The organism is Caballeronia sp. KNU42 (genome assembly GCF_053760385.1).
Map to the genome: position 1 here is coordinate 1,957,924 of NZ_CM132388.1, position 15,170 is coordinate 1,973,093.

Below are 15,170 nucleotides of genomic sequence, written 5' to 3' on the forward strand. Positions count from 1 at the left end.
GGCCAAGCAGCTAACCCGCGAAGACCTGAAGCGGTAAATACGCGTGGGGCCGTGCGGGTTTCTTGGCACGCGTGCTTGCCCGAGAGCGTACGGGGCGAAGCGTGTGCGTGTAAGAATTCGCGAGAAGGAGGGGTTCAAACATCCGTCGTTCTGGCGAGCACCGTGCTTTTGGGGTGCCAAAAACGCAGGAACTGCACGCTAGGTCAACTTATGAGCCCGCGTTTTGAAAGCGCTTTCTTTGCTTCGTTTCTTTGTCGCTTTGGACAAAGAAATGACGCGCCGCCACGCGCAGTGGCTAATAGTGATAAAGAAAATAGCTCACTCACGCAGACCGCCAAGCCAAGCAGCAGCAACCCGGCATAGACCCCGACCGCTAACGCAGGAACCTGGCAACCCGGCATAGACCCCGACCGCTAACCTCGAAATCCCCACAACAACCCAACACCACCCCCGACCGCTAACCCCGAAAACCGACCAACCCCACCCGGTCCCCGGCCACTCCGCACCGGCAAACCCCTTCGGTCCACCGGCGCGAGCAAAAATCAGAACGGTAATTTGGCGTCAGCCTTCTCCGCCAAAATCACCCGCCGAAAATCTTCCTGAATACGTTTCAGCGCGTCCTCGCTGTCAGCCTCAAACCGCATAACCACCACCGGCGTAGTATTCGATGACCGCGCGAGTCCAAACCCATCCGGATACTCCACCCGCAGCCCATCGATAGTCAGCACATCGTCCGCACCAGTGAACTTCGCATTCTTCTGCATCTTCGCGATCAACTCAAAATTCTCACCCTCATTCAGCTTCAGCTGCAACTCAGGCGTCGACAACGAATTCGGCAAATCATTAAGCAACTTGCTCGGATCAGCCACCCGCGACAGGATCTCAAGCAACCGCGCGCCGGTATAAAGGCCATCATCAAAGCCATACCAGCGATCCTTGAAAAACACGTGACCGCTCATCTCACCCGCCAACGGCGCACCGGTTTCCCGCAGCTTAGCCTTCACCAGCGAGTGACCCGTCTTCCACATCACCGGCTCACCGCCCTGGTCACGAACCCACTTGGCCAAGTTACGCGTGCACTTGACGTCGTAAATAATCTGCCCACCCTTGTTGCGCGACAACACTTCCTGCGCAAACAACATCAACTGACGATCCGGATAAATGATCTGGCCATCCTTCGTCACAACGCCCAGACGGTCGCCATCGCCATCGAAGGCAAAACCGATTTCCGCATCCGTCTCCTTCAACGCCTTGATCACATCCTGCAGGTTTTCCGCATGCGCCGGATCGGGATGGTGATTCGGGAACGTCCCGTCAATGTCGGTGAACAACTCGACAATCTCGCAACCCAATGCCTTGAACAAGCGCGGCGCAAGTTCGCCAGCCACGCCGTTACCCGCATCGACCACGATCTTGATCGGACGCGCAGGCTTGATGTCACTGACAATCCGGTCAAGATAAACCTGCTGGATATCGTATTCGGTGTACGTGCCCGCGCCGCTCGTGAAGTCGTCATTCACAATGCGCTGATACAACGCCTGGATCTGGTCACCATAGATCGCGGCGCCGCGCAGCACCATCTTGAAGCCGTTGTAATCGGGCGGGTTGTGGCTCCCCGTCACCACAATGCACGAATCCACCCGGCGCTCGCCCTCAGGCAACGCGAGCGGCACACTGGCGCCGAAATAACCCACGGGCGTCGGCACCATGCCAAGGTCGACAACGTCCACGCCGGCTTCACGCAAGCCGTCAGCAAGCGCGCCAACAAGCTCCGGACCCGACAAACGGCCGTCACGGGCCACGACGACCGAATCGCCGCCCTGATTGCGGATCTCGCTGCCGAATGCACGGCCGATGGCGCGCGCGACGCCGGCATCGACGGTCTTACCCACGATGCCGCGAATGTCGTAAGCCTTGAAAATGGACTGGGTAACTGGTACTTGCGGTGACTGGCTCATGGAATGGCTACCTGACTAATAATTTAAATGGTTCCGGGGCATCCCGAAGCGTCCCGGGTCACGAAGACCCCTTGATACAGACCTGCGGCCAACGATAAAAAGACCCGACTCGGCCAACGCACGAACGGCCAGAAACAATACCGGACGACACGTGAAAAAATAACGAAAGAAATTCGACCCGCGTGGCCTCAAACCCGCCGGCCCCTCCTCAAAGTGCGCTCGGCGAGTGTCAACCACGCGTCAACCACGCGGTTGCGCACACTGTTCGCACCTATAATCGCAGTCTTTCCGCGCGGACCAGCGCAAATATTCTAATCCAATGCCCGGACGCTTTTTCACCGCGAAGCACAAACGTCACACCGAATGGCGGGAAACCGCGCCCAGGTTGACGGCTCCCGACAGGATCGCCGAACGGATCACCGTCAGGATGGCTGCCGGCCGGGTCGGCTGTTTTATTACCGCAAGCGCCATGCCCATCGTGGCCACGACAGCCGCCGCAACGTCAGGCGCCGCCCGCGGATGCTGAACCGGATCAAGAACCCCGACGTGACCAAGGCGCTGGCGAACATCGTCTGGCTCGGTCTCGAACGCCTCACGCAGATCGCAGTCGCCATCGCCATCAGCGGACTGCTCGCGCGCTACTTCGGCCCCGATGTCTTCGGCAAATGGCAATACGCCAACACGCTGCTGCTCGTGCTCTCGCCCATCACCTGGGTGTGCGGCGCCGAAATCCTCGTGCCGACCATCGTGAATCGCCCGCCAGGCCAGCTCGGCACGGTGCTCGGCAGCGCGTTCGTGTTGCGCATGGGCGTTTCCGCGGCGGCGCTCGTCCTCACCTGGATCGGCATTGCAGCGGGTTTCACCGATCCGCTCGTCGGCGCCATGCTCGCCGGCCTCGCCGTGACCATGCTGTTCCGCGAGCCGTTCGTCGGCGTGATCAACGCGTGGCTGCAAAGCATGACGTACAGCAAGCCGCAATTGCTGACCAGCATGCTGACAGCCGTGGCCAAGGCCGCGCTCGTATTCGTGCTCGTGCGCGCAGCGGCAAGCCCGGCGCGCTTCGGCTGGCTGTGGGCGCTGGAAGCCGGTGTGATCGGCGGGGTGTTGATGCTGTATTACATGCATCGACACGGCGGCAAGCTCGGCTGGCACATCGACCGCTCGCTGTTCCGCCACTTCGCCAGCGCGGGCACGGTGTTCTGGCTCGGCCTCATTTGTATGTACCTGTTCCTGAAGCTCGACCGGCTCATGCTCGAGCGCCATATTTCGTTCGCCGATCTCGGTCGATATTCCGCCGCACAGCAACTCAACGAAAACTGGATCACGCTCGCGCTGATGCTCGCGCAGACGATCGCCCCGGCGTTCGTGTACCGCGTGCACGATGCAGCGCAACTGAAGCGCAACGTCGGCCGCCTGATCGCGATGACCGGCGTGCTGATGATCGGCGGGGCAATCGTGCTCGATCTGCTCGCCGGTTTCATCATCTCGCGCGTGTTCGGGCCGGCTTACACCGAATCCATCAGCATTTTCCGCTGGGCGGTGTGGCTTTCGGTGCCGGCTGGCATCGAAGCGATCGGGAATCTCGTCGTGCTTAAATACCAGGCGAAATTCGTGTTGCTCGCGAAGTGGCTGCTCGCGCTGGGGGTGGCTTTCGTGGTGAACCTGATCGCGATTCCGCGCATGGGCAGTTACGGCGCACTGATCGGGCTGGCGGCGGGCTACCTCGCCGCGGCATCGGTCAATTTCTACTATATCCGCTTCAGGCTGCGGGTATGACGGCCACCTCATCCACCACGTCACTCGACGACGTCGCCGTGCTGATCCCGGTGTTCAACGCCCAGCACGACCTGGATCGCACGCTCGCATCGTTCTCCGAGCGTGCACCGGTGCGCGTGCTGATCGTCGATGACGGCAGCCTGCCGCCCATCGTCGCGCCATCCTCCGGGGCGAACCCCGCGAACCTCACGATCGAGGTGCTGCGCATGCCGCGCAATGGCGGTATCGAGCAAGCGTTGCAAACGGGCGTGGCCGCGCTGGCGGAGCGCGGCGTCAAATACGCGGCGCGCATCGATGCCGGCGATCTGGCGACGCCATATCGGCTGGAAAAGCAGCGCGCCTATATGGAAGCGCATCCGGAAACGGCGGCGCTCGGCATGTGGACGCACGTGGTGAGCACGGCGGGCGCGCCGCTGTTCGACCTTCGCCCGCCCACGGAACCGGCTGCAATCCGCCGCGTCATGCTGCTGCGCTCCTGCTTCTCCCATCCGACGATCATGCTGCGCGTCACCGCCGTGATCGAAGCCGGCAACTATCGCGCGGAATATCGCGCGGCCGAGGACCTCGACCTGTTCCTGCGTCTGATGCAGCGCCACGATTGCGCGAACCTGCCAGAGTTCGGCGTGTATTACGAACTCAACGAGCACGGCATCAGCGCGACGAAACGTCGGACACAAATCCTGTCTACACTGCGGCTGCAATTGAAATACATGCGTTTGACGAACCCGCCCGACTGGCTCGGCGTGGCGAAAAATATCGCGCATCTGATGCTGCCTTACGGCCTCCTGCGCGCGCTGAAAACGCGCTTGTTCCGCGCATGACTCGTTCAGCGCCCCCTTCAATAACCATCGAATGAACGCAGAGAAAACCCGCCTTCGCATAACTCTCGTCTGCAACACCGCCTGGGCGATCTACACCTACCGGCGCGGCTTGCTGCGGATGCTGATCGAACGCGGCGTCGAAGTCGCTGTGATCGCGCCGCGCGACCGGACTTTCGAGCCGCTGGAAGAAATGGGCTGCCGCTGCGTGGAGCTGCCGGTAGCGTCGAAAGGCACCAATCCCCGCGATGACCTGAAGACCCTGGCCGCGCTATATCGCGAGTACCGCGCCACCCGGCCGCACATGGTGTTTCACTACACGATCAAGCCGAACATCTTCGGTTCGATAGCGGCAAAACTCGCGGGCGTGCCGTCCATTGCGGTCACCACCGGCCTGGGTTATGTGTTCATCCAGAAGAGCCGGACGGCGAGCGTCGCAAAGCGGCTTTATCGTTTTGCGTTCCGCTTTCCGCGCGAAGTGTGGTTCCTGAACCAGGACGACCGGCAAGCGTTCATCGACCAGAAGCTGCTGGTTCATCCGGAGCGCGCGCGTTTGCTGCACGGCGAAGGCGTCGATCTCGGAGATTACGCATTCCAGCCGCTACCGCGCGCCAACCCGCAGACGGAAGGCTTTTTTTTCGTTTTAATTGGCCGTCTGCTGTGGGATAAAGGCGTCGCGGAATACGTCGATGCAGCCCGCCGGCTGCGCGAAAAATATCCGTATGCGCACTTTCAGTTGCTCGGACCCGTGGGCGTCGACAACCCCAGCGCCATCACGCTCGATGAAGTGCAGGCCTGGCAGCGCGAAGGGGTCATCGATTATCTCGGCGAGGCGCAAGATGTTCGCGCGTATATAGGCAATGCGGATTGCGTGGTGCTGCCGTCGTATCGTGAAGGCGTGCCGCGGACCTTGATGGAGGCGTCGGCAATGGGACGCCCGATTGTCGCCACCGATGTCCCCGGCTGCCGCGAAGTCGTCGAAAACGGCGTCACCGGCCTGCTGTGCGAAGTAAAAAGCGCCGGTAGCCTCGCGCAGCAACTCGAACGCTTGCTGCTTTCGAGCTACGCGGCGCGCGCTGAAATGGGCGTGGCGGGCCGCGTCAAGGTCACGCGCGAATTCGACGAAAAAACGGTCGTCGAGCGTTATAAAGGCACAATACGCGCGGTTACCGGCGTTTCACTCTAAATCACCCTCCGGGAGCGTTATTCATGGCTGGTCAAACAAACGCAAAGGGCACGATCCTTGTGACAGGCGGCGCCGGTTTTATCGGCTCGCATACCTGCGTCGAATTGCTCAATGCCGGTTACGGCGTCGTCGTGATCGACAACCTCGTGAACAGCAACGCTCAGGCGCTCAAACGCGTGGAGCAGATCACGGGCAAGACGCTGGCATTCTACGAAGCCGATGTCCGCGATGAAACCGCCCTCGCCCGCATTTTCGATGAACACGCAATCACCGGCGCGATCCATTTCGCCGCGTTGAAATCAGTGGGCGAATCGGTGGCGAAGCCGATCGAGTATTACCGCAACAACATGGACAGCCTGCTCGTCCTGCTCGACACCATGCGCGCGCGCAACGTGAAGAAGATCGTCTTCAGCTCGTCGGCCACGGTGTATGGCGTGCCGAAGAGCGTGCCGATCGACGAATCCTTTCCGCTGTCGGCAACGAACCCCTACGGGCAATCGAAGCTGATCGCGGAGCAGGTATTGCGCGACCTGGAAATCTCCGATGCCGCATGGCGCATCGCCACGCTGCGTTACTTCAATCCGGTCGGCGCGCATGAAAGTGGCTTGATCGGCGAAGATCCGGCGGGCGTGCCGAACAACCTGATGCCGTATGTCGCGCAAGTGGCCGTGGGCAAGCTGGAACGCCTGCGTATTTTCGGCAGCGATTACGCGACTCACGACGGCACCGGCGTGCGCGATTACATTCATGTGGTCGATCTCGCGCGCGGTCACATCAAAGCGCTCGATGCGCTGGAATCGCTCGACAGCAGCTTTGTCGTGAACCTGGGCACTGGAACGGGTTATAGCGTGCTGGATGTGGTGAAGGCGTTCGAAGCGGCGTCGGGCAAGCCCGTGCCGTATGAACTCGTCGGCCGCCGTCCGGGCGATATCGCCGAATGTTTTGCCGATCCGGCCGCCGCTGCGAAGCTGCTCGGCTGGCAAGCGGAACACGGCATCGAGCGGATGTGCGCCGATCACTGGCGCTGGCAGTCGCAGAACCCGAAGGGTTTTGCCTGAGGTTTTGGTTCAGGTTGGGCCTGGTTTCGGTTAAGGCCCGGCCTGACGCGTTCTTTCTAGTGGTTATTTTTCATGCTCAGTTTTGCGCTCGGTTTTCTCGTTTCGCTATTCATCACGCTGTTGATCGTGCGGTTTGCCCATTTGCACGAAGGCCTCTCCGGCGATAGCGATTTTGCCGGCGTACAGAAGTTTCACGCGCGGTCCGTGCCGCGCATCGGCGGGGTCGGAATCCTGATTGGACTCGCCGTCTCGGCGGTGCAGCTTCGATGGACCTATCCCGTCGTCTCAAGCGGAATCCTCGCCATTGTTGCGTGCGGAATGCCGGCTTTTTTCTCCGGCCTCGTCGAGGACCTGACCAAGCGCGTCACGCCGGTTGTACGCCTCGTTTGCACGATGGCCGCAGCCGCGCTTGCTTACTTCCTGCTCGGGATTGCGGTCACGCGTATCAGCGTTCCGCCGCTGGACTTCCTGCTGACTTACGGCGTTATCTCGTGTCTCGTGACCGTGGTGGCGGTGGCGGCATTGGCCAACGCGATCAATATCATCGATGGCTTCAATGGGCTCGCGTCCATGGTCGCGTTCATGATGTTTGCGTCGCTCGCGTACGTGGCGTTCCAGGTTCACGACCCGGTGGTGTTGTCCGCCTCGCTGATCATGATGGGCGCGGTGATGGGCTTTTTCATCTGGAACTTCCCCGCCGGGCTGATCTTTCTCGGCGATGGCGGCGCGTACTTCATCGGCTTCATGCTGGCCGAGCTGTCCATCATGCTCGTGATGCGCAATCGCGATGTGTCAGCGTGGTTTCCGGTGTTGCTGTTCATGTACCCGATCTTCGAGACGTGTTTCTCGATCTATCGGAAGAAGTTTGTTCGCGGGATCTCGCCCGGGATTCCCGATGGCGTTCATCTGCATATGCTGGTGTACAAGCGCCTCATGCGCTGGGCGGTCGGTGCGCAGAATGCACGCGAAATCACGCGGCGCAATTCGCTCACGTCGCCGTACCTGTGGCTGCTGTGCCTGGTTGCCGTGATTCCCGCCACGCTGTTCTGGCGGCACACATTGCATCTGTTCTGCTTCGTCGTGGTGTTTGCGATGACCTACGTATGGCTTTACGTGAGCATCGTCCGGTTCAAATCGCCCCGATGGATGGTGTTCCGGCGGGCTCATCCGGTGAAGAAGTAGCCGTTGCCGCGCCGGCGGTTTCATAGGCCGGCGCGTCCCTTCTTTTAGCTCGACAAGAACTCGAGCAAGTCCGCGTTCACCTTGTCAGCCTCGACCACGCACATGCCGTGCGCGCCGCCCGGGTACACCTTGAGCGTCGCGTTCTTGACGATCTTCGCCGACAGTTTTCCGGCTGCATCGATGGGCACGATCTGGTCGTCATCGCCGTGCAGGATGAGGGTCGGCACATCGAATTTCTTCAGGTCTTCCGTGTAATCGACCTCTGAAAATTCCTTGATGCACAAGTAGTGCCCCAGTATCCCGCCCAGCATTCCCTGCGCCCAGAATGTATCGATGACGCCCTGGGATTTCTTGGCGTTATCGCGGTTGTAGCCGAAGAACGGCAGCGCCAGATCCTTGTAGAACTGCGAGCGATCGCCTACAACGCCTGCGCGGATTCCGTCGAATACGTCCTTCGGCAGGCCGCCCGGGTTGGCTTCCGTCTTCAACATTATCGGCGGTACGGCCCCGATCAACACGGCCTTCGATACCCGCTGCGTCCCATGCCGCCCGATATAACGCGCGACCTCGCCGCCGCCCGTGGAATGGCCCACCAGCATGGCGTCTTTCACGTCCAGTGCGTCGAGCACCGCGGCCAGGTCGTCGGCGTAGGTGTCCATGTCGTTGCCCTGGCCAGGCTGGCCTGAACGCCCATGTCCCCGCCGGTCGTGCGCGATGACCCGGTAACCCTTCTGGACCAGGAACAACATCTGCGCGTCCCACGCGTCCGCATCCAGCGGCCATCCATGCGAAAACACTACCGTTTTGCCGGTACCCCAGTCCTTGTAGAAAATTTCCGTGCCGTCCTTCGTCTTGATCGTACTCATCGAACGTGCTCCTTAAGGTGAGATAACGCGCCACGTCCACGGTCCATTGCCCTCGGCGTGGGTGCAACGCGTGGGGGTTGGCGAAGGTTTGCCGTACCTCCGCCATGCAAATCCTGCGCCTTTCATGCGACGTCCCGATGTTTTCTTCAAGCTTCGATTGATCGTATGAAACGGCGAGAAAATTGATCCGAATCCGGTCCAGAACGCGGATGCTCGTACAGGTTAGGCGACGAAAGCCGCACCGCAAAGGCTTGCTGAAATCATCCGATCGTCGGTGATCGGCATGCCGCCCCCCACATCTTGGTCCTCGACGCTTTACTGATTTTTCCCAATGGTTTTGGGAATGTTTTATGCGCGCAGCAGTGGGTGAAATTCCCGGGGGAAACGCGAATTAATCGGTCGGATAGACGGGTTCGGTTTATTCCGGCGGAAAGCCAATGCTATAGAGCTTATTACCCGTGTAGGCCTGAAGACTATTGAAAATTCCTGTTTTTACTCATTCAGAACGACCGGGAGAAGCAGAAGAAAGGATTTCCTTACGTGAAAACAAGGATTGCCCTATCAGTACAATTACTTATGTCTGATGATATCCTATTGCAACTATGCAACGCCTTAACTATGGTGGTGGACATGCGTCGTCAGGTTAACATTATGAAAAAGAACTGCATATATTCTCCTCCGTTTTATCCCTTACTCGTACAAACCACGCCATGACGATTGAGCGGCTTCTCGGCAGCGCTGCCAAGAGCCTATTGAAGTTCGTCTATAAAAAAAGCAAACGATAAACAGCGCAAATAAACCAGCCTGGAGACCCAGAATGAGCTCGCAAACCGGCAGCCCAATTACCGGTACACCCGGATTTTTTTCTAAAGAAGCAACCATCGCAAAGCCTGGATTTTCGCGTTGGATGGTGCCACCCGCCGCGTTGGCGGTGCATCTGTGCATAGGCCAGGCTTACGCGTTTTCCGTTTTCAACGCGCCGCTCACGCGGGTAATCGGCATCACGGAATCGGCCCCGGACGACTGGTCGCTGACCACGCTCGGCTGGATCTTTTCTCTCGCCATCGTGTTTCTCGGGTTGTCGGCGGCATTCGCCGGCAAATGGCTGGAGAAGGTCGGGCCGCGGCGCACCATGTTCACGGCAGCGTGCTGCTTCGGCGGCGGTTTCCTGGTGGCGGCGCTCGGTGTGCATCTGCATCAGATCGTGCTCGTCTACCTCGGCTACGGTGTGATTGGCGGGATTGGGCTCGGGCTAGGTTATGTCTCGCCAGTGTCCACGCTGATCCGCTGGTTTCCTGACCGGCGCGGCATGGCGACCGGCATGGCGATCATGGGCTTTGGCGGCGGTGCAATGATCGCGGCGCCTGCCTCGGTGGCGCTGATGAACCACTTCAAGAGCGCGACCGGCAACGGCGTGACCGAGACCTTCGTGGTGCTCGGCGTTGTCTATTTCATCTCGATGACAATCGGTGCGCTCGCTATCCGTGTCCCGCGTCCGAACTGGACGCCGGCAGGCTGGACGCCGCCGGTAGCCAACGGCAACAAGATGATCACGCGCAATCACGTGCATATCGACCAAGCGTTGAAGACACCGCAGTTCTACCTCATCTGGCTGGTGCTGTTCCTCAACGTGACGGCCGGGATCGGCGTGCTCAGCCAGGCGTCGGTGATGATCCAGGAAAGCTTCAAGGCATCGATCACGGCAGGCGCCGCGGCCGGTTTCGTCGGACTGCTTTCGCTCTTCAATATGGGCGGCCGTTTCGTGTGGGCATCAGCGTCGGACTGGCTCGGGCGCAAGAGCACCTACTTCGTGTTCTTCGTGCTCGGCGCGGCGTTGTATCTGCTGGTGCCGCAATTTGCGCAGAGCGGCAACGTCGCGCTCTTCGTGCTCTCGTATTGCGTGATCCTGTCCATGTACGGCGGTGGCTTTGCGACCGTTCCGGCGTATCTCGCCGATATGTTCGGCACGAAATTCGTGGGCGGCATTCATGGACGGTTGCTGACCGCGTGGGCTGCGGCCGGTGTCGCAGGTCCGGTGCTGGTGAACTACATTCGCGCGTATGAAGTGGCGCACGGCGTGGTCAAGGCGGAGGCTTACACCACGACGCTGCACATCATGGCAGGACTGCTGGTGATCGGTTTCATCTGCAATTTGCTGGTGAAGCGCGTGCACGAGAAACATCACATGAGCGCGTCCGCACTCGCGGCAGACTGAATCCACTGAACCTACTCTAACGCGGAGAATGCGATGAACACCCATACCAACCTGAACCGCGAGCCGGATGCGCATCCGACCAACAAGCTGCTGCTCGGCGTGTTCTGGATCTATGCAATCGTGCCGCTTGGATGGGGCGTGATCAACACCCTGGTCCAGGCGACCAAGCTGTTTCATTGAAGCTGAAGGCATCGGCGCGATTGCATTGCGTCGATTAAACAAAAAAACGCCGGCTCTGCTAAAGCCGGCGTTTTTCATTCAGTCTTATGTTCCTGGATGCGCTTACAAACTCTTGGAAACCGAAGCCGCATTGCGACCTCTGCGGTGTCTCGCGTGTTGGAGAGTGCACGGCGTGTGCACCGTGTTGGGCGCCGACGTCACCCCGGAATGCTTTCGTAGTTGTAGTAGCTGGTATATGCGCTGCCCGACATCAGTTTCGATTGCGGTACGTCAGTCAGCAAGATGCCCTTCATGTTCACGCCGCCGAGATTCAGGCGCTTCACCGTTTCGTTTATCTCTTCCACCTGGTTGAATCCGTGCCGCACCACCAGCAAGCTCGTGCCGGCGTGCCTGCCGATCAGCGTGGAATCCGTGACAGCGAGAACTGGCGGGGTGTCGATGATGACGAGGTCATACCGGCACTTGAGGAAATCCAGCACCTCCTGCATACGGTCGCTCATCAGGAGCTCCGACGGATGGACCGGCAACGAACCCTTTGTCAGCAGGTCCACGCCGGGCGACACGTCGTGCAGCACCGCCGCTTCAATATCCGAGCCCATCAGAACGTCAGACAGACCAGGTGCGTGACGCACGCCGAAATGCGAGTGCACATCGCCGCGACGCATATCGCCGTCGATTAGCAGGACGCGTTTTCTCGTCGATGCAACGAGTGTCGCCAGGTTCACCGAGACGAACGACTTGCCGGCATTCGGACGCGAGCCCGTCAGCATCAGCACGTTGTTGCGAGAATCGGCCATCTGCAGTTGCAGCGAGGTCCGCAAGCCGCGCATCCCTTCGACTGCAACGTCTTCGGGCGACGTCGAGGCAAGCACGTGAAGCCCCAGAGTGCGCGTACTGACCTTTTGTTGCAGGCGAAGCTGCTGAGTGCTGCGCGGCACGATGGCGAACACCCGCACACCGACTGCGTCCTCGATTTCTTCCGGACGTTCGACACCGCGATACACCGACTTGCGGGCAAAGGCCACGAGCAGGCCAAGCAGCAATCCGCCGGCGGTGCTCATGAGTATTGCTGTCAGGCGCTTCGGGCGGACCGGGCTGTCAGGCGCTTCGGCGTAATCGACCACGCGCACGTTGCCCACCTGGCCGGCCTTCGCCATACGCAGTTCCTGAGTCTTGTTCTGCAGATTGGCGACGAGCTCCGTGTTGGCACGGACATCACGCAACAGGCGCGCCGCGTCTTGCTCCGTGTCCGGCAATACCGCAAAACTTTTTGTCAGTGCTGCTTGCGCTTTCGTCACCTCGGCGATCTGCGCGTCGAGTGCGGCCACCGCCGGATAGCTCGACGTGAAGCGCGCCGAGAGTTCCGCGCGTTGCTGCTGCAGCCCAAGCAGTTTCGACTTGTTGTCGACCGCCTGCTGCAGCAATAGCTTGCTGCCTTCGTTCACATCGACGGCGCCTGACGTGCTGCGGAACGCCTTGTAGCTTGCCTCGGCCGCATGCAGTTGTGCACGCGCCTGCGGCAGTTGCTGCTCAAGGAACGCAAGTGTCTTACCGACTTCGACGGACCGCGTATCGAGATCCTGCTGCACGAAACGGCTGACGATATCGTTCACCGTCTTCGCGGTCAGCTCGCTATCCTGACCCTCCAGGCTCATCGCGACAACCCCGGAGTGCAACGCAGTTTCAACGACTGACAAGCGGCGTTGAAGTGCGGCCACCGTATCCAGCGTGGAAGCCCGCGACAGATCGAACTTCGAACCGGCCTTGCCCGTCATCCTGTCGACCAGCAGCGTCACCTCACCGGCCGTGCTCGCACCGCTTGCTTCGTGGCCTACCCTGCCGCGAAGGACCTCGACGCCGTCCGGGTCAACCAGCACATAGTTGCCATCGCCGGTGGCGGTAAGCGTCAAATTCTTGTTGTAGAGCCCTTTTGGCGTGTCGAACTTCGACACGGAGATGTCTTCGGCGCCCGAGGCGAAGCCCGACAACCAGGTAGCGAGCGGCTGGCCGTTGCGTGCGTGGATAAAGCCGCTGATTGCTGCACCGACGAGCGGGAAGTCATGCGGGCGCGCCGCGATATCAAGATGCAGCTTCTTTACCGTGTCCTCGATGCTGGCCCGGGAGCGCAGCAACTCGATCTCGGCCGCCGTCGTCGAGCGCGAATTGGACATCTGCGACCCCGCCGGCGCCGCATTGGCGTTGCCACCGTCATTGTTTTGCGAATTCGGTTCCGTGACCTGGATGATCGCGTCGGCTTTGTAGACGGGCGACGAGAAAAAGGCATAGCCCGCGCCCGCCAACCCGCCAATGAGCGCGGCCATGACAATGATCCGCCAGCTTCTCACGATGGCCGCGAGATAGTCGGATAACCGGAATCTCTTTCTCGTCGACACTACGTCCGTGTAGCGGCTTTCAAAGTTCATGGCCATTTTTTTATCGCTCACTCAAACGAACAATCGCGAACAATTGCAGGTCCGGCGCGGGTCGCGCGCCGGACCTGACTCACAGGATTACTTCGTGATGACTGCCGTGGTCAAGCCAGCGTTGATGGCCGGCAACAACAGGTCCAGAACGCGGCTGGCACGCACGAGCCCGCTGTTGTCGACATAGACAACGTCCTTCGCCTCGAGCGGAAACTGGTTCGCAAGAATCATCGACACGGGTGATTTTGCGTCGAGGTGGTAAATCACCGGCTCGTTGCCGGGCACCTGGCGGATCACGAAGAGCTGCCTGGCGTTGGAGCTGGTCGGACTCAGGTTTCCCGCCTGCGAGATCGCTTCGGCAAGCGTGAGCGTGCCGTCGCGCAGCGGCGTCACGGCCGTGGGCTTGACCACTTCGCCCATCACGTAGACCGTGTTTTCGTCGCGCGAGCTCACGTGCAGCATGTCGCCCGGTTGCAGCACGATTTCGGAGGGGTTCTTGCCGGCCTTGAGCATCTGCGCGACATTCACCGGGTAGCTCGTGCCGTTACGGGTGATTACCACGCGGCTCTGGTCGGCAGTCGGCATGAAGCCGCCTGACCGGCCGACGGCCTCGGTCAGCGTCATCGGAATGTCGTTGATCGACTGCGCTCCCGGGGTTTTCACATCGCCGTCTACGTACACTTGCGACGCCCGATACGACTCCACGCGAACGGTAACCTGCGGCTTCACGAACACCTTGCTGAGTTCCGTGTAGATCTCGCGCTGGAGCTGATCGGGCGTCTTGCCGGTTGCATGGATCGGCTTGGAAATATAGGGAAACTGAATGTTGCCGCCGCCATCGACGACAAAGCCCGGCGCCGCATCCGCGACCCGCGTGTTCACCGCCGTCTGGCCGACTGCTGCGGCGAGCTCCGGGTGATCCCAGACCGTGATTTGCAGCACGTCGCCCGGCCCGACCTTGTAGGCGGTCGGCTTGGCGAACAGGTTGAGATCGGCCGTCGCCTGCGTGCCGCTCTTCTCGGCAGCATGGATCTGGCGGATCAGCGTCAGGTCGATCTGCTTGACCGGAACCTGCACGTCGCTCGTCACATCGCCGTTATCCGCGGTGGTGACCGGCAGCGAAGGCGGCATCGCCATATGCTGGCCGGGTACCCACGCGCAGGCTGAAACCATGGCGGCGAGCAGCAGGGAAAGGCCCACACGCGTTACAGGCACGCCATGGCTGTTCTTGTTCGACGTGAAAACGCCGGATTGTTTTTCGCTGTTCATGATGGTCGTCCTCCTACTTTCAATAAGCATTGGTGTGGCATAAGCCTTTAAGGATCGTTGCGAAGATGATTTTCATATCAAGTCCGAAAGACCAGTTCCTGACTACTACAAATCGTGCGCAACGCGTCCCCTCCATTTTTCGATCGGATCAGTCTTGCCCGGTGAGCCGTCGGCCTGGGCCTGGCCGCCATGCCTGCTTCAATGCAACAGCGGCTGATGACCTTGGCCAGGACCTTCTG

Annotated in this window: 12 protein-coding genes and 1 pseudogene; 7 read left to right on the top strand and 6 right to left on the bottom strand. The window is 60.2% G+C overall.

Annotation, left to right across the window (positions count from 1 at the left end):
* Positions 1-542 precede the first annotated feature (542 nt).
* Entirely contained in the window at positions 543-1,958 is a 1,416-nt protein-coding gene (locus ACSOSP_RS08820) for a phosphomannomutase/phosphoglucomutase (RefSeq protein ID WP_455310651.1), read from the bottom strand.
* Positions 1,959-2,312: 354 nt separating this feature from the next.
* Positions 2,313-2,444, bottom strand: a complete 132-nt coding sequence (locus ACSOSP_RS08825; RefSeq protein ID WP_455310653.1) for a hypothetical protein — start codon at positions 2,442-2,444, stop codon at positions 2,313-2,315.
* A 33-nt stretch (positions 2,445-2,477) separates the two neighbouring features.
* Here ACSOSP_RS08825 and ACSOSP_RS08830 point away from each other — a divergent pair, with 33 nt between their 5' ends.
* The 5 genes from ACSOSP_RS08830 to ACSOSP_RS08850 all read left to right on the top strand — a co-directional run bounded on the left by ACSOSP_RS08830 (position 2,478) and on the right by ACSOSP_RS08850 (position 7,978).
* A complete protein-coding gene (locus ACSOSP_RS08830) occupies positions 2,478-3,734 on the top strand; it encodes an oligosaccharide flippase family protein (protein ID WP_455310654.1) in 1,257 nt (418 codons plus the stop codon).
* Positions 3,731-4,555, top strand: a complete 825-nt coding sequence (locus ACSOSP_RS08835) for a glycosyltransferase (protein ID WP_455310655.1) — start codon at positions 3,731-3,733, stop codon at positions 4,553-4,555. The genes ACSOSP_RS08830 and ACSOSP_RS08835 overlap by 4 nt, the downstream gene beginning before the upstream one ends.
* 31 nt (positions 4,556-4,586) lie before the next feature.
* On the top strand, positions 4,587-5,738 hold the full coding sequence (locus ACSOSP_RS08840) for a glycosyltransferase family 4 protein (protein ID WP_455310657.1): 1,152 nt from the start codon (positions 4,587-4,589) through the stop codon (positions 5,736-5,738).
* Positions 5,739-5,761: 23 nt separating this feature from the next.
* The gene (gene galE / locus ACSOSP_RS08845) at positions 5,762-6,796 is read left to right on the top strand and encodes a UDP-glucose 4-epimerase GalE (protein WP_455310658.1); all 1,035 of its coding nucleotides are present in this window, start codon (positions 5,762-5,764) and stop codon (positions 6,794-6,796) included.
* Between the two features lie 72 nt (positions 6,797-6,868).
* Positions 6,869-7,978, top strand: coding sequence for an MraY family glycosyltransferase (locus ACSOSP_RS08850; protein ID WP_455310660.1), 1,110 nt, complete (start codon positions 6,869-6,871; stop codon positions 7,976-7,978).
* Positions 7,979-8,022: 44 nt separating this feature from the next.
* Here the strand turns inward: ACSOSP_RS08850 and ACSOSP_RS08855 are convergent, their stop codons facing one another.
* Entirely contained in the window at positions 8,023-8,844 is an 822-nt protein-coding gene (locus ACSOSP_RS08855; protein WP_455310662.1) for an alpha/beta fold hydrolase, read from the bottom strand.
* 817 nt (positions 8,845-9,661) lie between these two features.
* On the opposite strand from ACSOSP_RS08855, the gene ACSOSP_RS08860 reads away from it, so the two are divergent.
* Positions 9,662-11,059 carry an L-lactate MFS transporter gene (locus ACSOSP_RS08860; RefSeq protein ID WP_455310663.1) on the top strand — a complete coding sequence of 466 codons (1,398 nt, stop codon included), beginning with the start codon at positions 9,662-9,664 and terminating at the stop codon, positions 11,057-11,059.
* Positions 11,060-11,092: 33 nt separating this feature from the next.
* Positions 11,093-11,239 (top strand): MFS transporter small subunit, encoded by a 147-nt coding sequence (locus ACSOSP_RS08865; protein WP_455310664.1) that lies wholly within the window; start codon positions 11,093-11,095, stop codon positions 11,237-11,239.
* 197 nt (positions 11,240-11,436) lie between these two features.
* Here ACSOSP_RS08865 and ACSOSP_RS08870 read toward each other — a convergent pair whose 3' ends face one another.
* From ACSOSP_RS08870 to ACSOSP_RS08880, 3 genes and pseudogenes are all read right to left on the bottom strand, one after another.
* Positions 11,437-13,668, bottom strand: a complete 2,232-nt coding sequence (locus ACSOSP_RS08870; RefSeq protein ID WP_455310666.1) for a polysaccharide biosynthesis tyrosine autokinase — start codon at positions 13,666-13,668, stop codon at positions 11,437-11,439.
* A gap of 81 nt (positions 13,669-13,749) precedes the next feature.
* On the bottom strand, positions 13,750-14,931 hold the full coding sequence (locus ACSOSP_RS08875) for a polysaccharide biosynthesis/export family protein (protein ID WP_455310667.1): 1,182 nt from the start codon (positions 14,929-14,931) through the stop codon (positions 13,750-13,752).
* A 19-nt stretch (positions 14,932-14,950) separates the two neighbouring features.
* Positions 14,951-15,117 (bottom strand): annotated as a pseudogene (locus ACSOSP_RS08880) (sugar transferase); the annotation flags it as partial.
* Between the last annotated feature and the right edge of the window lie 53 nt (positions 15,118-15,170).